18 protein-coding genes and 1 pseudogene are annotated in these 20,170 nt (G+C 61.5%); 5 read left to right on the forward strand and 14 right to left on the reverse strand.

Going from position 1 to position 20,170, the window contains the following annotated elements; translation table 11 throughout:
- Window positions 1-3: 3 nt before the first annotated feature.
- From FE851_RS18925 to FE851_RS18935, 3 genes and pseudogenes are all read right to left on the reverse strand, one after another.
- The gene (locus FE851_RS18925; RefSeq protein ID WP_145206607.1) at window positions 4-798 is read right to left on the reverse strand and encodes a formate/nitrite transporter family protein; all 795 of its coding nucleotides are present in this window, start codon (window positions 796-798) and stop codon (window positions 4-6) included.
- Entirely contained in the window at window positions 798-3,068 is a 2,271-nt protein-coding gene (locus FE851_RS18930; protein ID WP_145205937.1) for an FdhF/YdeP family oxidoreductase, read from the reverse strand. The genes FE851_RS18925 and FE851_RS18930 overlap by 1 nt, the downstream gene beginning before the upstream one ends.
- 519 nt (window positions 3,069-3,587) lie before the next feature.
- A pseudogene (locus FE851_RS18935) lies at window positions 3,588-4,219 on the reverse strand (tyrosine-type recombinase/integrase).
- Between the two features lie 201 nt (window positions 4,220-4,420).
- On the opposite strand from FE851_RS18935, the gene FE851_RS18940 reads away from it, so the two are divergent.
- On the forward strand, window positions 4,421-4,660 hold the full coding sequence (locus FE851_RS18940; RefSeq protein WP_145205940.1) for a type II toxin-antitoxin system ParD family antitoxin: 240 nt from the start codon (window positions 4,421-4,423) through the stop codon (window positions 4,658-4,660).
- An 8-nt stretch (window positions 4,661-4,668) separates the two neighbouring features.
- Window positions 4,669-4,971 carry a type II toxin-antitoxin system RelE/ParE family toxin gene (locus FE851_RS18945; RefSeq protein ID WP_145205943.1) on the forward strand — a complete coding sequence of 101 codons (303 nt, stop codon included), beginning with the start codon at window positions 4,669-4,671 and terminating at the stop codon, window positions 4,969-4,971.
- Window positions 4,972-5,129: 158 nt separating this feature from the next.
- On the opposite strand, the gene FE851_RS18950 is transcribed toward FE851_RS18945, so the two are convergent.
- Window positions 5,130-5,768: a hypothetical protein gene (locus tag FE851_RS18950; protein WP_261371084.1), complete on the reverse strand. Its 639-nt coding sequence runs from the start codon at window positions 5,766-5,768 to the stop codon at window positions 5,130-5,132.
- A gap of 138 nt (window positions 5,769-5,906) precedes the next feature.
- On the opposite strand from FE851_RS18950, the gene istA (FE851_RS18955) reads away from it, so the two are divergent.
- Both istA (FE851_RS18955) and istB (FE851_RS18960) read left to right on the forward strand, forming a co-directional pair.
- The gene (gene istA, locus FE851_RS18955) at window positions 5,907-7,421 is read left to right on the forward strand and encodes an IS21 family transposase (RefSeq protein ID WP_041378971.1); all 1,515 of its coding nucleotides are present in this window, start codon (window positions 5,907-5,909) and stop codon (window positions 7,419-7,421) included.
- A complete protein-coding gene (istB, locus tag FE851_RS18960; RefSeq protein ID WP_011950403.1) occupies window positions 7,408-8,136 on the forward strand; it encodes an IS21-like element helper ATPase IstB in 729 nt (242 codons plus the stop codon). Before istA (FE851_RS18955) ends, istB (FE851_RS18960) begins: the two co-directional genes overlap by 14 nt.
- 69 nt (window positions 8,137-8,205) lie before the next feature.
- On the opposite strand, the gene FE851_RS18965 is transcribed toward istB (FE851_RS18960), so the two are convergent.
- The 7 genes from FE851_RS18965 to FE851_RS18995 form a co-directional block, all read right to left on the reverse strand.
- Entirely contained in the window at window positions 8,206-8,859 is a 654-nt protein-coding gene (locus FE851_RS18965; RefSeq protein WP_186378915.1) for a hypothetical protein, read from the reverse strand.
- 95 nt (window positions 8,860-8,954) lie between these two features.
- Window positions 8,955-9,722, reverse strand: a complete 768-nt coding sequence (gene istB / locus FE851_RS18970; RefSeq protein WP_007686288.1) for an IS21-like element ISSsp5 family helper ATPase IstB — start codon at window positions 9,720-9,722, stop codon at window positions 8,955-8,957.
- A complete protein-coding gene (gene istA / locus FE851_RS18975; RefSeq protein ID WP_011950768.1) occupies window positions 9,719-11,212 on the reverse strand; it encodes an IS21 family transposase in 1,494 nt (497 codons plus the stop codon). The genes istB (FE851_RS18970) and istA (FE851_RS18975) overlap by 4 nt, the downstream gene beginning before the upstream one ends.
- Before the next feature lie 260 nt (window positions 11,213-11,472).
- Window positions 11,473-11,607 carry a benenodin family lasso peptide gene (locus tag FE851_RS18980; RefSeq protein WP_145205949.1) on the reverse strand — a complete coding sequence of 45 codons (135 nt, stop codon included), beginning with the start codon at window positions 11,605-11,607 and terminating at the stop codon, window positions 11,473-11,475.
- 153 nt (window positions 11,608-11,760) lie between these two features.
- A complete protein-coding gene (locus FE851_RS18985; RefSeq protein ID WP_145205952.1) occupies window positions 11,761-12,411 on the reverse strand; it encodes a GntR family transcriptional regulator in 651 nt (216 codons plus the stop codon).
- Between the two features lie 9 nt (window positions 12,412-12,420).
- A complete protein-coding gene (locus FE851_RS18990; protein WP_145205956.1) occupies window positions 12,421-12,840 on the reverse strand; it encodes a helix-turn-helix domain-containing protein in 420 nt (139 codons plus the stop codon).
- 216 nt (window positions 12,841-13,056) lie between these two features.
- A complete protein-coding gene (locus tag FE851_RS18995; RefSeq protein WP_145205959.1) occupies window positions 13,057-16,314 on the reverse strand; it encodes an error-prone DNA polymerase in 3,258 nt (1,085 codons plus the stop codon).
- 774 nt (window positions 16,315-17,088) lie between these two features.
- Between FE851_RS18995 and FE851_RS26290 the strand changes: the two genes are divergently transcribed.
- Entirely contained in the window at window positions 17,089-17,244 is a 156-nt protein-coding gene (locus FE851_RS26290) for a hypothetical protein (RefSeq protein WP_186378916.1), read from the forward strand.
- 406 nt (window positions 17,245-17,650) lie between these two features.
- Here the strand turns inward: FE851_RS26290 and FE851_RS26295 are convergent, their stop codons facing one another.
- The 3 genes from FE851_RS26295 to FE851_RS19005 all read right to left on the reverse strand — a co-directional run bounded on the left by FE851_RS26295 (window position 17,651) and on the right by FE851_RS19005 (window position 20,095).
- Window positions 17,651-17,818, reverse strand: coding sequence for a DUF6771 family protein (locus tag FE851_RS26295; protein WP_315850624.1), 168 nt, complete (start codon window positions 17,816-17,818; stop codon window positions 17,651-17,653).
- Window positions 17,819-17,898: 80 nt separating this feature from the next.
- The gene (locus FE851_RS19000) at window positions 17,899-19,419 is read right to left on the reverse strand and encodes a Y-family DNA polymerase (protein WP_145205961.1); all 1,521 of its coding nucleotides are present in this window, start codon (window positions 19,417-19,419) and stop codon (window positions 17,899-17,901) included.
- Complete coding sequence (locus tag FE851_RS19005) at window positions 19,334-20,095, reverse strand: ImuA family protein (protein ID WP_145205964.1); 762 nt, start codon at window positions 20,093-20,095, stop codon at window positions 19,334-19,336. Before FE851_RS19005 ends, FE851_RS19000 begins: the two co-directional genes overlap by 86 nt.
- Window positions 20,096-20,170 lie beyond the last annotated feature (75 nt).

A 20,170-nucleotide genomic window follows, 5' to 3' on the forward strand; every position in this document is an offset into this window, starting at 1 on the left:
TGGCTATCCCTGATCCGGTCGGTGCAGCTTATCATGTCCCCAGGCGATACCGATCGCCAACAAGGCGCCACCGACGATATTGCCAGCCGTACTGAACGCCAGGTTGATGAGCCCGCTGGCGAAATCGGGGCTTTGCGACGATGCCGCCAGCCATCCCAAGGGAAGGATGGACATGTTGGCGATCGAATGTTCCAGTCCGGCGGCGACGAAGATCATCACCGGGCCGACGATCGCCACAGCCCTGCCTGCTATGGTCCGCGCCTTCATCGACATCCATACCGCCAGGCATACCAATATGTTCGCGAGGATGGCCGAACAAAATATGGCCGCAGGCGCTTTGGTTATTTTGCCGGTGGCCAGCGCGATCGCCGCCTCGTCGACCCCGTCGCCTAAACCGCCGCTTGCCGCAAATAAAAGAGCGATGGCGACCGCACCGATCAAATTGCCGGACCAGACCATGGCCCATGCGCCAAGCATGCGGCCCGGCTTCAGCTCGCCGGTCATGGTCGATAGCAGCATCATCGCATTGCCGGTGAACAGTTCGACCCCGACGATCATGACCATCATCAGGCCCACTGAAAAGGCGGCCCCCGACAAAAGCCGCGCGGCACCGCCATCGCCCATATTGGCTTGCGCGACCATCGCCGCGACCGATCCGAAGGCAATGAACGCGCCCGCCAATATCGCCAGCATGACCATACGCGCCCAAGGCTGATGCGCCTTGGCCGCCAAAGCGGCAGGCGCTGCCGCTGCTATGCTATCGCCCACGGGATCCTCGAAAGTCTCGTCCTGAGTCATCACGGCGCGACTTCGATGCGGACTGGCACCGCCTTGCTTGCAGGGGTCTTGGAATTGCGGTCATGATGGTGCAGCGCAATCAGCGGGTTGAGTTCGGGATAATAGCCCACGATCGTGCCGTTCGGCAGGTCGAAGGGGATGATTTCCAGATTGGCTATGCGCCGGACATGGCCATCGCCTGCATCCCCCGCCAGCGCCACGCGCTGCCCCTTGCTCAGGCCCGCAGCCGCCATATCGGCGGGATTGATCAGTATGACATCCCGCTTGCCCTCTATGCCGCGCAGCCGGTCGCTATAGCCATAGATGGTGGTGTTGAACTGGTCGTTGGAACGAACCGTTACTAGCCGGTAGCGGCCATCTGCATCGACCACGTCGGTTGCGGCAAGCATGGCGGGCGCAGTGAACTGCGCCTTGCCGGTCTTCGTTTTCCAGATCCGCTCCCGCGCGCCATTGCCGCGATAGAAGCCGCCAGGCTCGAAGATACGGGCGTTCATATCGTGGAATTCTTCATGATAGGTTTCGGCAATTAGATCGCGGACCAGACTATAGTCCCCGGTCCATGCATCCCAGCGAACCTTGGGATTGGGTGCCAATGTCGCTTTCGCGATGCCCGCGACGATCGCCATTTCCGACTTCAGATGCTCGCCGGCCGGAGTGCGATGGCCGATCGACGCATGGATATGGCTGAAACTATCTTCGATCGTCACCGTCTGCTGCCCACCGGCCTGCATATCCTCTTCGCTGCGCCCCAAGCAGGGGAGCAGATAGGCCGTCTTGCCATTGAACAAATGACCACGGTTCAACTTGGTGGCGATCTGGACGGTCAGCCGCATCCGCTCCCAAGCGGGCTCGATCCGCGCCTGATCCGGGATGGCGCGCAGGAAATTGCCGCCCAGGCCGATAAAGGCCTGCACAGTATCGTCCAACAGGCCTTCGCACACTTCCACCGTGGTCCTGCCCTTATCGCGCGGCGGATCGAAGTCGAACTGCGCCGCGAGCGCGTCGAGCGGGACCAGTTCGGGCTTCTCAGAAATACCGACGGTGCGCTGCCCCTGGACGTTTGAATGGCCGCGCACGGGACATATGCCTGCGCCAGTGCGGCCGATATGCCCACACATCAGCAGAAGATTGAGCAACATGGCGATATTTTCAAAGCCATGAACATGTTGGGTCAGTCCCATGCCATAAACCCCGATCACGCGCTTGGCCTCGACATACACCCGGCCCGCCTCTTCAATATCGACGCGGCGAAGTCCCGATTCCTGCTCGATCCGGTCCCACGTGGTCGCGTCCGCCTTGGCGCGGAATGCATCAAAGCCCAGACAATGTTCGGCGATGAAGGCCTGGTCGATCAGCGTCTCGCCCCGGCGCGCATCTTCGGCAAATACATATTTGCACAGGCCCATGATCGCCGCGATGTCCCCACCGGCGCGCACCTGCAGATACTGGCAACTGATCGGCGTACCATTGCCCGTCATCATCTGCGTTGGTCGCTGCGGGTTGACGAATTCGATCAGCCCCTTTTCGCGAATGGGGTTGAAGGTGACGACCTTGCAACCGCGTTCGACGGCCTTTTGCAGAGGATGCAGGAATCGTGGACTGTTGGTGCCGGTATTCTGCCCGAAGAAGAAAATCGCATCGCAATGTTCGAAATCGTCGAGAATGCACGTGCCGACCGGCGAACCGATCAATTCGTTCAACGTAACCGACGTCGTTTCGTGGCACATGTTCGAACTGTCGGGCAGGTTGTTATGCCCGTAAAGACGCGCGAACAGCGCGTAGACATAGGAGGTTTCCAGGCTCGCGCGACCCGATGCGTAGAATATGGCCGACTTGGGGTCGATCGCCTTCAACTCGGCGCCAATCGCGCCAAACGCCTCTTCCCAACTGCATGGTACATAATGGTCGCTTGCGGCATCATAGCGCATAGGGTGAGTCAAGCGTCCCTCATGCTCAAGGTCATGGTCGCTCCAGTTGCGCAGTTCAGTCACGCTATGCTTGGCAAAAAAATCAGGCGTGCAGCGATGCGTGGTCAATTCCCACAAGGTTGCCTTCGCGCCATTCTCGCAAAATTCGAACGCATGGGGATGCTTGGGCTTCCCCCAGGCGCAACTGGTGCACATGAACCCGCCGGTCTTGTTCTGGCTCCGCAATGTCTCAAGCGCTGCTGGCGTCGATCTTTCGCCCAGTGCGATTTCGCCCATGCCCCGCAGCGAGCCCCATCCGCCGGTGGGGCTGTCATAGTCTACCGTTGTGGGCGGGTTCGCCATAGCATGCTCCGATGTGTCTGATGCTAAGGGTAAGCACTCGACGGCGCGTTGGTTCCGCGGCAACCTTACCGCCAATCCAGATGCTCGGCCTAGCTCCGACCCCTCCCAACCATCGCGTTTACGGCACTTTGCCTCATCGCCTAGCAACAGACGCCAAGATCATTAGCCAGCGGACTCGGCTCCATCTACTTCCCAGCCCACCGAACGACTGACCATTCCTGGCTAGATGTCCTCACCGAGGCAGTTTACTCGACGCTGTGATCCGTGCCTTGGCGACGATCTACCAGCAGGATTGCGCCGACACCGCCGCATTGATGTCCATATGCGAGGCCGCTGCCCCTTCCGCCAAACTCCAATCTTCCCATATGCTATCCAACTCCTAACATTGCTGATCAACGCCACTCGCGAATGCCCGGTTCTATCGGGATCCGCCTTCCACGATCGTGGTAGTGAACGACGGGTTTGTCCCAAAGGCTCACCAAAGCCGGCCTTCCGCCAACGCTGCGGGGAGCCTACGGTTCAGATCTCAATGTTCTCAGCGAGAGCCAGCGCGTCTTCCACGTCGATCCCCAGATAGCGGACCGTATTCTCGATCTTGCTGTGGCCGAGCAGGATCTGGAAGGCGCGCAGGTTGCCAGTCGCCCGGTAGATGATTGACGCCTTGGTTGGGCGCAGCGAGTGCTGCCATATTCGCTTCGCATCATACCCACCCCAGTCACCCATTCATCGACAAGCCGGGCATATTGCCGTGTGCTGAGGGGACCGACATCGTCAACCCGGCTTGGAAAGACATAATCTTCGATCGCGCCGCCCCGCCGCTCAAGCCACGCCGGCAGGCTGGCCCGGGCATCGGAGAGAAGTTCGAATTGAACAGGTCGACCCGTTTTCTGCTGCATGACTATTGCACGTGCTCGGATCTGCCCTCCGCTGACGACATCGCCAATTTTCATGCGAACAAGGTCGCAACCGCGCAGCTTGCTGTCAATCGCAAGGTCGAACAAGGCACGGTCCCGCAAGCGACGGCGCTGATTGGGGTAGAAACGGATCTCCCAAATTTGCTTGGGTTTCAGGGCCCGCTTCGCGCCAACACTGCGCCCTGCATTCCAGACCGGGCGCTTAGTGGACGTATTCACGGTTTCAGACATTTCCATGATCATTCTCCGATAGCCAGAATTGACCATCTTAAGAACGGCTACAGCTTAAAGGAGGACATGCCGTGAGGCGCGAGGCAAGCAGGGAGATCGTGGAGACGTCAGCTGCCCAATAGCCCCTGTTCACGGGAGCGGGCCATGGGCAATATCAATTGACAAGCTTTGCCAATTCTTGCCATGCGCTTGGCCTTGGAGGTTGCTATGGCTACGATGAACATCTCACTGCCCGACCCTATGAAGCAATGGGTGGAAGCGCAGGCTGACACCGGCCGGTATAGCAATGCCAGCGACTATGTGCGCGATCTTATCCGCCGTGACCAAGAACGCGCCGACAAGGTTGCCGCCATGCAGCGCCTGGTCGATGAAGCCCGCGCCAGTGGCCTGAGCGACGAGACGATGGCGGATATCCGTGCGCGGGCGATCGGCCAGTCAGGTCTGTAAGCCTGACTGTGCCCCGCTTCTGTTTAACACGTGCCGCAGTCGATGATCTGACAGCCATTTTTCTCGAGGGCATGGAAGGGTTCGGTCTGTCTCAGGCTGACGCCTATCACGAAGGGCTGAGCGCGATTTTCGCGTTTCTCGCAGACTATCCTCACGCCGCGCGCTTGCGAGAGGAGATCTCACCGCCTGTCCGCGTGCATCCTTACAAGGCCCATCTGGTGATTTACGATGTGGGAGATAAGGACGAAGTGATCATTCTGCGTGTCCGGCATGGTCGGGAAGATTGGATATCCTCGAATTACGATGGCTAGCCGTGGCGGGGTCAGCGCATGCAGCCAATCCGCAGAGATCCCCACTCCACTGGCACTTCTTGTGCCGACCCAAATCTGACACCCAGAAGCCAATTTCCGCGCATCAGGTGCAGAAGGTCCGCAATTTCAGCGGGCGTGCCTATTAACAAAGGATGCAATCAAACCAATGCGACGAACAGTTGCGCGTCGGACGAGCATCCATTCATTGTTCCGCGTGTATGCCGAGCAGTCCCGGCATGGCGACCGGACAATTTCGGAAGCGCCAGAAGGCTCAACACATAGCCAATGATGGCGCTGCCTCCATAACCCACGATCGGCGTCGGATAATTGCCCAGGGCAGCCGCAATGATCGCGGCGAACCAGACGGTGCCGAAAGCACAATAGATCGCGCGATTGTCGGTATCCCGGCTCCAACCGACGATCGCCGGGACCATAATTATCGCCATGCCGCCCAGCACTGCAACACCGGCAGCGATGTGAATATCGAAGGACGAATAGAGGACCTGATCGACATAGGGGACGGCTGGCAGCGTATCAAGGCGAACCAGCGTTACCGCGAAGCTGGCAATGCTGGCAGCAAGTGCCACGCAAACATGCCTGTCGGGGCGCATGACTGCGAGCGCGGCAAGGCAAAGTGCGAGCATTCCGGCCATCGCCCGGTCGGGTTGCAGCGCCATCGCGACAGCAGCGGTTATGATGCTGACAGTCGCCAGCACGCTACGGATCCGCGAGAAGGTGACAAGCATCACCGGCATGAGGATCAGGCTCGGTTGAATGGCCACCCCGCCAAGGTTCACCCAGCGTGCCGCTCCATCCACTTCGGTGTGGATCGGCGTGCAAAAAGGACCCCGTTAGCGGGGTGATCGGCGTCTAAAAGGGACCCCTCATTTCGATGGTTTAAGCAGCCGGCTGGATTTTCAGGCGGCGAGATCGGGATGTTGATTTTGGAGACAGTGGTTCGGATTCGGCGCGAGTATGCCGGCGGCAAGGCGATCAAGGCGATCGCGCGGGATTTGCATGTGTCGCGGAAGGTGATCCGCAAGGCGATCCGGGCGCCGGAAGGCGCATTCGACTATCAGCGCAAGGTTCAGCCACTGCCTAGGATCGGGCCGTTTCAGGATCGCCTGAACACACTGCTGGAAGAGAACGAGGTGCGCGGCAGGCGCGAGCGACTGCGGATGACGCGGATACATGATCTGCTGGAGCGCGAAGGTTTTGAGGGTTCCTACGATGCCGTTCGGCGCTACGCGGCGCGCTGGAAGGCCGACCGGCGCAAGGATGCCGGCGATGGTGTCACCGCCTTCATCCCGCTGATGTTCAAGCCGGGCGAGGCCTACCAGTTCGACTGGAGCCATGAGGATGTGGAGATCGCCGGCAAGCCGATGCGCGTGAAGGTTGCGCATATGCGGCTGTGTGCATCGCGGGCGGTCTATGTCCGGGCCTATCCGCGCGAGAGTCAGGAGATGCTGTTCGACGCGCATGCGCGCGGCTTTGCTTTCTTCGGCGGCGTGCCGGGCCGCGGCATCTACGATAATATGAAGACGGCGGTGACGAGCGTGTTCACGGGGAAGGAGCGGGTCTTCAACCGGCGGTTCCTGATCATGACCGACCATTATATGGTCGAGCCCACCGCCTGCTCGCCGGCGGCGGGATGGGAGAAGGGCCAGGTCGAGAACCAGGTGCAGACGATCCGGGGCCGCTTCTTCCAACCCCGGTTGCGGTTCGCCAGCCTCGACGAGCTCAATGGCTGGCTGGAGGCCGAGTGCCAGCGCTGGGCGGAACGACAGGCACACCCGGAACAGGGCGAGCTGACCGTGGCGCAGGCGCTGGAGATCGAGCGATCGGCACTGCAGCCGATGCTGGGACCGTTCGACGGCTTTAACGAGAGCGAGCATGCGGTGACGGGCACCTGCCTGATCAGCTTCGATCGCAACCGCTACTCGGTTCTCTCGACGGTGGCGCGGCGGACGGTGCAGGTCCGGGCCTATGCCGACCGCATTGTCGTGCGCTGCGGCGAGGAGGTTGTCGCCGAGCATCCCCGCTACTTCGGGCGCAACCGCACGATCTATGACCCCTGGCATTATCTGCCGGTACTGGCCCGCAAGCCCGGAGCGCTGCGGAACGGCGCGCCCTTCCAGGACTGGGATCTGCCGCCGGCGCTGGCGCGCCTGCGCCGCAAGCTTGGCAATGGCGACGATGCCGACCGCCGGTTCGTCCGTGTGCTGTCGGCCGTGCTGACCGATGGTCTGGAGCCGGTCGAAGCGGCCGTCCGCGAGGCATTGGCGACCGGCACGGCGAGCGACGACCTGATCCTCAACATCCTGGCGCGGCGCCGCGAACCGCCGCGACCGCTCACCATCATCACCTCCGAAGACAGCGCCTTGCGCCATCCGCCGATCGCCGACTGCGCCCGTTACGACCAGCTGAGGACCTTCGATGCAGCGGCATGACATGATCGAGGCGATGCGCGGGCTTGGGCTCAAGGGCATGGCGGGCGCGTTCGACGATGCGGTCACCACCGGCCTTCAGCGCCAGCGCACCACGATGGAGATACTGACCGACCTTCTGCGCGCGGAAGCAACACATCGCCATGCTGCCTCGATCCGATACCGGATGGCGGCCGCCCGGCTGCCGGTCGTGAAGGATATCGATGCGTTCCGGTTCGAGGGCACGCCGATCAACGAGGGGCTGGTGCGTTCGCTGCACAGTGGCGCGTTCCTGCCCGCTCGGCGCAACATCGTCCTGGTCGGCGGCACGGGCACCGGCAAAACCCACCTGGCCATCGCCATCGCCGCCAATGTCGTTCGCTCGGGTGCGCGAGGCCGCTACTTCAACACCGTCGATCTGGTGACCCGCCTCGAAGAGGAGGCCAGGATCGGCAAGAGCGGCGCTCTCGCCGCCCAGCTATCCCGCCTCGACCTGATCGTGCTCGACGAACTGGGATATCTGCCGTTCGCCCGCTCGGGCGGCCAGTTGCTGTTCCACCTGATCAGCAAGCTCTACGAGCAGACCAGCGTCATCATCACCACCAACCTCGCGTTCGGCGAATGGCCCACCGTGTTCGGCGATCCCAAGATGACCACCGCGCTCCTTGATCGCGTCACCCACCATTGCGACATCGTCGAGACCGGCAATGACAGCTGGCGCTTCAAAAACCGCAGCTGATCGCCCCCACCGACCTCCGATTAAAAGATGCTTTGCGCTGCGCGCGCCTCCGGTCGGGCTCCGCCCTCCCTACGCCGCGCGCAGCGCAAAGGCGCGTGTCCGATCAACCTTGCGCCATCGTGAAAGGGGGTCCCTTTTGCGCGCCGATAGGGGGTCCCGTTTGCACGCCGATTGACACACTTCGGAGCCGAAAAGCGCTGTCGCCAGCATCGCAATTGCCATCGCGACGCTCGCACCGCCCGCCCATCGCCGGCCCGCTGCGGCAGTGCGGTCGAGCAATGCCAGCATCGAAAGGCCGATAGCCAATGCACCGGCATTGACACCGAGATAGCGCACCGGCGCGCCAACGATTACCATATACAAAATACCCAGAACGACGGCGCCGATCGCGCAGATGATGCCGAGCGCGCGCGGTTTCCGTATTATGGCGTCGAATAAGTGCATGGTCGGTCCTTCCAAATACGGCGCATTCTCACCCGCAAGGGAGAGGAAGGGTTTGAGCAGACGCGATGCGACGGCACGAGGCATTAGTCCGCAAAGGCAGCCAAGCGTAAACATGAGCGCCTTGCTGTCATCCGGGATGGCAGACGCCTCGTAACGGACCGCCAATCCCCAGGACTGCAGCGAGGCAGGCAGCACCGCTTGCAAGGCACTGCAGGCGAGATCAATGACGCTGCGGCGAAAACCAGTCCTCATGTCAACGGCGGAGCAAAAGTCGGCCATTCGGCGGCGTAAAACCAGGCCATCGTGTTACATGCCGGGGGGAGTGGCGTGAGGGCGTAGCCCGAGGGCCACTCCCCCCGGCATTGGTGTAATTTTCAGGGTCTGGTTTTGGCCTTGCGGGCCCGGCTGTGCGCGAGGCGATAGCTTTCGCCGTTCATCTCGAGGATGCTGACGTGATGGGTCAGGCGATCGAGGAGCGCGCCTGTGAGACGCTCAGATCCGAAGGTTTCGGTCCATTCGTCGAAGGGCAGGTTGCTGGTGATGAAGGTGGAGCCGCGTTCGTAACGCTGGGAGATCAGCTCGAACAACAGTTCGGCGCCGGTCTTGGAGAGCGGCACAAAGCCCAGTTCGTCGATGATGAGCAGCTTGTATCCGGCCATCTGCTTCTGGAAGCGCAGAAGACGGCGCTCGTCGCGGGCCTCCATCATTTCGCTGACCAGCGCTGCCGCGGTGGTGAAGCCCACCGACAGTCCTTTCTGGCATGCTGCCAGTCCGAGCCCCAACGCTACGTGCGTCTTTCCGGTGCCTGATGGCCCCAGAGCGATGGCGTTCTCACGCCGCTCGATCCACTCGCAGCGCGCCATCTCGAGCACCTGCATCTTGTTGAGCCTGGGGATGGCGGCGAAGTCGAAGCTGTCGAGGCTTTTGACGGCGGGGAAGCGCGCGGCCTTGATGCGCCGCTCGACCATGCGACGCTCCCTGTCGATCATTTCCATCTCGACGAGGCGGGCGAGGAAGCGGATATGATCGACGCCTTCAGCGGCACATTGCCGCGCGAGCTTGTGATGCTCACGCAGGCACGTAGGCAGCTTGAGCGCCTTGAGATGGTGAGCGAGAAGGATCTCCGGGGCCTGATCGCTCATGCGGCCTCCTGCCGGTCGGAGAGCAGGCTCAGATAGGCTCTGGCAAAGGTCTTCTCGACCGTGGTGCGTGGCAGGAAGGGATAGACGTCCAGGTCCAGCCTGGGCGGTACGCGTTCGATCCGGCACAGGACGAGGTGCTTGACGGCATCGAAGCCGATGGCGCCAAGATCGATGGCCTGTTCGACCGCCGCCTGGAGATCGGCGAGGGTGAACGTTTCCAGCAGGCGCAGTACCTGCACATATTCGCGCCTGCCATGTTTGTGCATGCGCCCTTCCATCAACCGCTGCAGTGTCGTGAACGCTTCGGGCAGGTCCCAGCCCTGCAAAGGCGCAGCCTGGTCGAATGCGTTGATCTTCTGCTCGATCAGCGGGAGATAATGGAGCGGGTCGAAGACAACCTCCTCGCGGGCATAGCAACGAGGATGACGGGCGATGACTTCGCTGCGGCAGCCGATCACCACCTCATCGACATAGGCCCTGATCCAGACCTCCTGATGGCCCCAGGCCACCGGAACCGAATAATCGTTGGTCCTGTAGCGCACCAGGGATTGCGAGGAGACCCGCCCGCCTTTCTGATCGCAGGCCTCGAAGGGTGTAGCGGGCAGAGGCTGCATGGCCGCGAGATCGCGCTGCAGCCGCTCACCGATCGTCTCGCTCTGCCCGCGCACCTTGTCCTGCTGGCGCTTGCGGCATTGCTCCTCCAGCCACAGGTTGAACGCCTCCCAGGTCGGGAACTTCGGGATCGGCACCATGAAGTTGCGCCGGCAATAGCCTACCAGCCCCTCCACATTGCCTTTCTCGTTCCCCTTGCCCGGGCGAGCATAGCGGTCGCGGATCACGTAATGTGACAGGAAAGCGCTGAACAGCGTGGCACGCTGCCGCGTGCCGTCGGGCAGGATCTTCGTCACAAGGCAGCGATCGTTGTCATAGACGATCGAGCGCGGTACCGCGCCGAAAAACGCGAAGGCATGCACGTGTCCGTCCACCCAGGCCTCCGCCACCGCCGCCGGATAGGCCCGCACATAGCAGGCATCACTGTGCGGCAGATCGAGCGCGAAGAAGTAGGCCTTCTGCTCCACCCCGCCGATCTCCACCAGCGCTTCCCCGAAATCGGCCTGCGCATCTCCCGCAGGGTGCGCCAGCGGCACGAACATCTCCCGGCTGCGCTGTTCGCGCTCCCGGATGTAATCCTTGATGATCGTATAGCCGCCGGTGAAACCATGCTCGGTGCGCAAACGGTCGAATACCCGCTTCGCCGTATGGCGTTGCTTGCGCGGGACACTGCGGTCACCCTCAAGCCATCCATCAATGATCGCCACAAACCCGTCCAGCTTCGGGCGCTGCGGTACGGACTGGCGCCGGTAACCCGGCGGCGATGAAAACGACAGCATCTTGCGTACCGTTTCGCGCGACACATTGAAACGCTTCGCCGCCGCCCGTTGGCTCATGCCATCCGCGCAAGCCAGACGGACCTGAAGATAAAGTTCCACGCTGTAGATCCCCACACCTCCCTGACTCGGCAGAAAGGCTTCAAGGTGGACGACTTTTACGCCGCCCGCAGCAGGACTATCCCGCCGCTACCGTGGTCGAATATTGCTCCGCCGTTCTCACATCAAGGAAGATCGAACGACCTCCCGTGATGCAAAAGGTAAGGCCTTCCCTCATCCGGTATCCCATGACAAAGCTCTCGATAAGATGGCGTCAGTTCCGCTGAAAGGCGCGCGCCAGGCGATGGCACGCGCCCCAACGTTCAGTCGTCGGCAATGCCCAGATCGAGCTGCTGCAGGCCGATCGAATCGGGCGCACCCTGGACGGACCCTTGCGTTTCCGTCGAGGCAACACCCAGATCGACGAGCATTTCCTCATTGTCATGGATCTTCTGCATGTTTCATCTCCATCGAATGACCGCAACGAGTAGCGGCACTTACGATTGTAAAAGATGAGACTGCTTATATCCGACCTTATAAGTGCTCATTTTGGGAGCTTATAAGCTTGATGTACCGATCGTCTCAGCCAACATTAAAAGCAGTGAGGGGCGTTACAGGATTTCTGCCGGACCTTGAGACCGACCCGATTGCGATGCCGCCACAGATATCTCGTCGACCCGTAACAAACGTCGCCGATGATACTGCCACATCGCGCTGCGGATCGCACTTTTATTGTCCGATTTCGTCACATTCCAGAGCGCTGTGAGCTCAATACCCTGGCGTATTGTCCCTCCTTCATGGAGACGGCGCACCGCGAGTCGTTCACCAGTCGCTGTGATGGCTTCAAAATGTTCGAGATTACCGGAACAGCCGGCGACGAGCGCGAAAAACTCGGCGGTCACCAGGGCGATGCTGCGAGCATCTGCGATGCCTTCCACCAGTTCTAAAGGCGGCCCGATCATTGTATCAAAGCCGTCCGCATTTTTTACAGCCGCTCGAACCAGGTCTGCGTGCAGCGCATAGAGATCATGAGTGTTGCGCGGCGTGATCGCCGGTATGGCAAAGCCGCCTCCCCCCTGCATCTCGACCAGCCTTTCGCCGACCAGACGGTTAAGCGCGTCCCTGACCGGTGAAATGCTCGTCCCGAACTCGTCGGCCAAGGCCTGGACAGTAAGCGGCCGCCCTGGCGTAAAATGACCGCGCATGATCAACCCCTTGATATCGCGGTGGAGGCGATCTGCCGTGAGAGCTTCGGGCGCCATGGTAGAAGTTCACGCCCCTGATCGAGGACCGGCTCCGCGCCGCGTCTCGCTCCCGGGCTGCAGGAAGGTTCGCAGGTTGAGGTTCGATATGAATTCGATGCAGAGGCGTTCAATCTCATGCATGTCATCAATGAAGAAATGTCGCGGAAAGTGCATATGATGCTCCAAGAACAGCATGGGGATGAGAAGATGCGCAGCCGACAGCCCAAGGGCGTGAGCACACGCAATGTGATCATCAAACCGGGACTTCGGGTTACCCGATTCAATTTCGCGCAACCATCGCACACCGATCCCGACATCGGCGGCCAGTTGCCGTTGGGTTATGCGATGGCGCCTGCGACGTTCTTCAATACGGCGACCTGAGATCGACTTGACCTCGGCCAATATCGACGCACCTTCTTCAGAGGCGTCGCCATGAAATGAGGTCATCAGGTCCTCCCTGATTGGGCCTCAAAGCATCCATTCACATTCCGACTCAACCAATGTTGAGTGAAATGGCAGGCAGGTCAAATATTATCGCTCCCATTTTGAAAGTTGGGATCCCTCAACTCCCTTCGAAAATTTACCCGACATGGGCCCTGTCGAAGGCCCGGCGTGCATCCGCGCTATTTCACGGCCGTGGAATATCTGGGTAAAACCAGCCGATTAATGAAAGTCCCGGCTTCTGCTCAGCCTGGTTTCCTTCATTCCATCAATATGGAGATCAGCGATGAGAATGTCCCGTCCATTGGGCATGCCTCTCGGGTCGGGACCACCACCATTTTTAGCGCCATCCCCGCGTCCGCGCGCCAGCGGGAAGGCTTCGCCTCTTTGTCCAAGCGATCCCAGCAGCGACGACAGATCGATGAGCTTCTTCACGATCACATGCACGACCTCGCCTTCGCGCTGCACCTGACCGTAGAGCCCCAGCATCCGAGCACCCATGACGATCCGCCGGTTCTGCTCGAACATGCCTGGCCAGAGAATGAGGTTGGCGATCCCGCTTTCATCCTCGATCGTGATGAACATGACACCCTTGGCCGATCCGGGTCGCTGCCGCACCAGCACCAATCCGGCCAGCCAGATGTAGCGTCCGTCCTTTGTCGTCTCGAGCGCGCTGCAGGGCATCATCCTCTGCCGCAACAGGTCGTCGCGGAGGAAGGAGACGGGATGCCGCCGCAAGGTCAGCCCGACATGGCCATAATCCTCGACCACCTCCCTCCCCTCGCTCATCGGCCGCAACGCGATCGGCTGTTCGATGATCTCTTCTGAAAATCCATTCTCCCGCGCATCGGCCGCGGCAAACAAGGGCAGTTGCTCATCCCGCAGCGCCTTGATCGCCCAAAGCGCTTCGCGACGTCGCAAGCGCATGGCGCCGTGAAAGGCGTCGGCTCCCGCCAGCCGGTTCAACGAACCGACCCCCACGCCTGCCCGGCGCCAGAGCTCTTCAATTGAGACAAACGGCGCGTCGGCCCGCGCCATAACGATCCGCGCCGCGTCGGCCTCCTTGAGCCCCGTCACCATCCGCATCCCAAGCCGAACCGCGAACCGATCATCGCCTGCCTCTTCAAGCGTACAGTCCCAGCGCGAAGCGTTGATGCAGACGGGCCGGATCTCGACCCTGTGCGCCCGTGCGTCCGCTACGATCTGGGCTGGCGCATAAAAGCCCATGGGCTGCGCGTTCAGCAGGCTCGCGCAGAAGATTTCAGGGTGCCAGCATTTCATCCAGGCCGAGGCATAGGCGATCAATGCGAACGAGGCGGCATGGCTTTCTGGAAAGCCATAGCTGCCAAAGCCTTCGAGCTGCCCGAAGGTCTTCTCGGCAAACGCGGCGGTATAGCCACGCTCGACCATGCCGCTCACCAGCTTCTCCTTGAATTTCGAAACCCCGCCGGTGAACTTGAATGTCGCCATCGCGCGACGCAGCTGGTCCGCCTCTGACGCGGTGAAGCCTGCACATTCGATCGCGACCCGCATCGCCTGCTCCTGAAACAGTGGCACGCCCAGCGTCTTGCCCAGCACCTTCTCCAGTTCAGGCTTGGGATATTCGACCTTCTCCTTGCCCGCGCGTCTGCGAAGATAAGGGTGCACCATGTCGCCCTGGATGGGCCCGGGCCGCACGATCGCCACTTCGATCACCAGATCATAAAAGGTGCGCGGCTTGATGTGCGGAAGCATCGCCATCTGGGCGCGGCTTTCGATCTGAAAAGTGCCCAGTGTATCGGCCGCCCGGATCATGGCGTAGGTGCGGGGATCCTCGGGCGGGATGGAAGCCAGGTCCATGCCTATCCCCTTATGCGCTGCGAGAAAATCGAACCCGCGCTTCATCGCGGTCAGCATGCCCAGAGCGAGGCAATCGACCTTCATGAATTTGAGCGCATCGATATCATCCTTGTCCCACTCAATCACCTGACGGTCGGCCATCGCTGCCGGTTCGATCGGTACCAGTTCATCGAGCCGATCATGGGTGAGCACGAACCCGCCAGGATGTTGGGAAAGGTGGCGCGGCGTCCCGATCAGCTCACGGGCAAGGTCGATTGCGAGCCGAAGGCGGCGATCAGTGAGATTAAGGCCAAGCTCGCCAACATGCTTGTCCTGCACGCCCTCCTCGCTCCAGCCCCAGATCTGGCTGGAAAGAGCGGTGATCAGATCTTCCGAAAGCCCCAACGCCTTGCCAACGTCGCGGATGGCGCCCTTGGCCTTGTAGCGAATGACCGTCGAACATAGCGCCGCATGATCACGGCCATAGGTATCGAACACCCACTGCATGACGATCTCGCGCCGCTCATGCTCGAAGTCGACATCGATATCGGGCGGCTCCTTGCGCTCCTGGCTGACGAACCGCTCAAAGAGCAAGTCCGAGCGCTCCGGGTCGATCGATGTGATGCCGAGCACATAGCAAACCGCGCTGTTGGCGGCCGCCCCCCGACCCTGGCAAAGAATGTCCCGGCTGCGCGCAAAGCGCACGATCGCGTTTACCGTCAGGAAATAGGGCGCATATCCAAGATCGCCGATGAGCCGCAACTCATGGGCAATCAGTCGGGATACCTTGTCCGGCACCCCGCCAGGATAACGCGCCTTTGCCGCTTCACAGGTCAGCTTCTCAAGCCTGGCCTGCGGCGTCACGCCAGCCACGCTCACCTCCTGGGGATATTGATATCTGAGCTCATCGAGCGAGAACCGGCAGCGCTCGGCGATCTCCAATGTTCGCGCGAGCGCCTGGGGATAACGGCCGTAGAGCCGATGCATTTCGGCGGGGGGCATCAGATAGCGGTCGGCGTAAAGCTCGCGCCGAGCGCCCAGTTCATCAATCGTGCAGCGATGACGGGTGCAGGTCATGACCTCCTGGAGCACCCGGCGGTGGGGATGATGGTAGAGGACATCTCCGGTGACGACTGTCGGCACGCGATGCCGCGCCGCGAGATTGGAAAATGTGTAGAGCCGCATCTGGTCGCCCGGTCGCCGCTGCAGGGTCAACGCAACATAGGCACGGCCTGAGAAAATCCCGGCGAAGCGCGCCAGCACAGCTTCTACTTCTGGCCCCTCGTCCGGCAGCAGGATGGCAAGCAGGCCCTCGGCATGGTCTGCCACATCATCCCAGCCGATGATGCACTTGCCTTTGCCACCCCGCTTCTTGCCGCGACTGAGCAGTCGACAAAGCCGCGCATAGCCAGGGCGATCCATGGGATAGATGAGGAGAGAATGCCCCTCGACCAGATCCAGGCGGCAGCCGATGATCAGCCGCACGCCGGTCACCTTGGCGGCTTCATGCGCCCGGACGATGCCTGCCAGACTGTTTCGGTCTGTGATGGCAAGGGCATCGAGGCCGCAGGCCTGCCCTTCTCCAAATAATTCCTCGCAGCTCGATGCGCCGCGCAGAAAGGAGAAATGCGAAGCGCATTGCAGTTCCGCATATCGCACGATGGCACCTGCCGATTCTCATTTGGACCGAATGCATGTGTTCCTTATTTGTTCTATACCGCTTTTAAGTCAATCTGCTTGTGCGAGGAACCGATCGGATCAACCGCCGTTTAGCCTATACCGGGTCAAATCACTTGCCCCCCGCATGAACGCCCGGTGCATCAAGCTCCGTCAGCGCCCCCGCTGGCGGGGCAATTTTGTTGCTGGCCAATTCGATCCGGAACGCGCGCTTTTCCGCTTAGCTTGCCTGATATGGATATCTATCCGCGACAAAAGGGTGCGGTCGGGGGCGCACGCGTCATGCCCTGCCCGAACCGACTTTCTTGATTCGATCACTTCCTTTTTCGCCGGACGCGACGTCATCGGTGGCCCACAGCGTCTTGCTACGATCACCGACCTGACCGGCACGAACAGCTCCCTCGCACAGGATCATGAGGGCCTGTGAGATATGCCTGCGCGATCATGCTGGGCGGCCTCCAGATCAGGCACAGTCTTGCCGAGCGGGCCGATCCTGCGCTGCTTCCGGAAGCCCGGGCGGCTTGCTGCTCGCCATATTCCTCAATTTCCTGGTCGCCAGATTGACGGAGGTCGAGACAGGCTGGGGAACCATGACCTTGGGCCATGATGCGGTGGCGAACAAACTACCGTACGGATACGAAATGACGGGAACATGGGGGCATCTGACCTGTTGGCTTGGCGCACGGTTAACAGGAGAGAGCTATGCCCCCCGAAAACGTCCCCGTTGAAAATGATCAGGCTGACATGAAGGGTACATCAATGGACGATTTGCCCAAGACCGACCAAGCCGATGGCACCGACCAAGAGGTCGATGGTGACGTAGATGCCGATGATGAACGCCAGGATACCGACGATCTTGAGGACGCTCAGCGAGACGCGGCTGAAAAACGCGAACAGGAAGGCGGCTATCAGTAAAGTTGGTTTCAGGGCGGCCGCGATTCCAAGCCTGTGCCGCCCCCAGGCTGAAGCCTGCTACTCGACGATCAGATTGCGTAGAGCATGCGCCGTTTGCAATACCAGAATATATCGAATTTCGAGCGACCATCTGGCACACTGACAGGATCGCAACGGCACTGCCATGAGCATGGCCCTCGGACCATTCAGGCACCATTACCGGAGCCCAAACCAGCAATAGACAAAGAAAACCCCGCCGGAGCGTACGCCACGGCGGGGCCTAGGTTCAGGGAGGTGTCGCTCAAAGGGGGGGAAAGAGCGACACTCCAAACTTAGGTGCAGCAAAGGCTCGTACAAGACCTGCTTCACCCAAAATCGTGCGAGATCAGCAGCGTAGCATCGCAGCTTGCTCAGCGGCCTCCCAGACTCAGTCTGACGATGGGGCGTTTGACGCCAAAGCATCGACTATCATCGCGGCCAGCGTCTCTTCTGCCCGTGCCCGTACGACCGCCTCCTTGGCCTCCAGATCGTGCCGAAGCCATTGCGGCGCACGTTCGATGACACGCAGAATGGTCAAATTCATGTTTTCGTCCATGCGTGCAGTCTATGACTGCCTGGGCCTGGCAGCGCAATCGAGCTGCAGCGCCCAGCTCCGGCTATAAACGCCGTTGGTTGTCAGGCGAACAACCCGTGCAGGAACCAGCCCTGGCTACCGGTCGCGCTGTCCATGCCATCGCCCTGACGGAACACCCAGTATCGCGTCCCGGTCTCATCCTCGAGGAGGAAATAATCGCGGACGCTCAGCCACTCCTCCTCGCTCACATGCCATTCGCCATAAATACGCTCTGGCCCGTCCGCGCGCTTCACCTTCCGACGTATGCCGCGCCACACAAAGTGAACCGGTGGATGGTCGGGCAACAGGGCCAAGGTATCGATCGGTTGAGGGCGTTTGAAGAGGCGCGCCGGGCGCGGCCAATGCTCGGGCCAGCGCAGCAGGGTCGGGTCGGCCATGGGGGCAATGCGGATAACGGAACGCTCGGGAATATCGCTCTCGCGCGCGGCGATCCGGTACAGCCGCTCCTCCCCAACCCTGTTCCCCAATATGTCTACGAGCGCTGCCACATCAGCCCTGGGCGTCTCGCCCAGGTGCGAGATGGTGCGCAGCCCAAGCGGCTCGGTCTGGGGTGCGCACAGCGCCATTTTCTCGACCCCAAAGCCAGGATCGACCGTCTCGATCCGGTCGCAGAGCAGCCGTCCCATCTGTTTCGGGTCGCGGCCTGGCTTGGAAAGCCCTGCCCGGATCGCCTCGATCCGGTTGTCGACGCGATGAAAGCGCAGGTCCAGCCGTCGCGCCCCTACACCTGCCTCCTCCAGTTGCTGGCACAGCGCGTCGACCAGCTTATGCGTATAGCGCGCCAGGGTTTCGGGCGCGCCGATGGGCTCGGCAAAATGGCGCTCCACCTCAATGGCCTCCGGCGGCAATACCGGCTCGAAAGGTTCGGACACGCGGCCATAGACCTGGTCGAGCCGCAGGCCCGGCCCGGATCCGAAGCGCAGCGCGAGCGAGGCGCGCGGCATGGCCTCGAGATCAGCGATCGTCTCCAGACCCAGTTGGCTCAATGCGCTGACGATAGCCCGGTCGAGGCGCAGTGCGCCAAGCGGCAGATCAGCAATCGCCTGCTCAAGGTCGAGCGGATCGATGACGCGCAGCGGCTCGGTGCCATAGCGCGCGAGCGCATGTGCGGCGCCATAGGCGGGCGCACACACGGCACGCCCTGTGGTTTCCACCTCGGCCAACCGCTGCGCCATGTCCTTGAGCAGGCCCATGACGCCGCCATAGGCATGAGCGGCGCCGGTGATGTCGAGCATCAGCCCGTCGGGCGGGTCGACCGCTATGATCGGCGCATAGCGGCGAAGCGACCAGACTGCCAGACGCTCCAGGCCTTCCCGGTCCGCCTGTGGCTCGGCATCGATGATGATGAGGTCGGGCAGCAATGCCCGAGCTTGGGTAACGGCCATGCCTGCATCCAGACCGATCGTGCGCGCGGCGGCGTTCGCCGCAGTGACCACCCGGCGCTGCCCTTCCATGCCAGCGAGGATCAGCGGCGCGTCAGGAGGCGGCGCGCTGCGCCCAAGCCTGCGACGCAGCCGATCCGTCGGCCAGGTCGGCAGGAAGAGCGAGACAACCTGTCGCATCGCAGGCTTCCACCAGAAAATCGGCGCTCTCTCCTGCCCGGCACCGTATGAGCTCGACAAACCAGCGATGCCGACCAACCCCCGGCACCGGCAAGGGTTCAGACGGAACGGCCGTCACCCGCCATCGCGTCGCGGCCGCCGTTGGCTGGCCAAAGTCCGATGCCTCGGCCAAGCGCCGCCAGCGCCGGATCGCGATTCCAAGAGTGCCGCTGCTCTCGGCCGCCAGTTGGAGGCGCCGCGAGGACGTCATCGACAGGCGGGCGAGTTCCGCGACCACGCCCCCAAGGCCACCATGACGCAATCCCTCCTCGAAACAGGCAAGCACAGCCGTTTCATCGCGAGCTTCCACATAGATGACACGATCGGGATCAAGCCCGGCTTGCGCGACCGCGGGCGCAAACAGGTCCGGCTCAGTCATGCACCACAGAATGCTGCCGCCCACCCGTGCGAGAATGCCGGCGGTGAACAACGCAGCGGCCGCGCCATCGGTCACCCCCTGCGCGCCGCCCGCCACTTCATGTAGCGCGCCCAGCGCCAGACCCCCGCCCGGTAATTTGGCGTCGACCATCTCCAGCCCAAATGGCAAAACCTCTTTGCGCCGACGTTCCGTGCCCTCGATATCGGCAATCTGGGCGCGCAAGGCAGCAACATGGGGGCGCGCCCCTCTTTCCATCATCGAAGGGCCTCCTTCTGGCTCGCGGTTGGATTCGTTCCTATTTTGTTCTATACAGGGCCCAAGTCAACGGGGCGG

The organism is Sphingobium sp. B2 (genome assembly GCF_007693735.1).
Taxonomy (GTDB): Bacteria; Pseudomonadota; Alphaproteobacteria; order Sphingomonadales; family Sphingomonadaceae; genus Sphingobium; species Sphingobium xenophagum.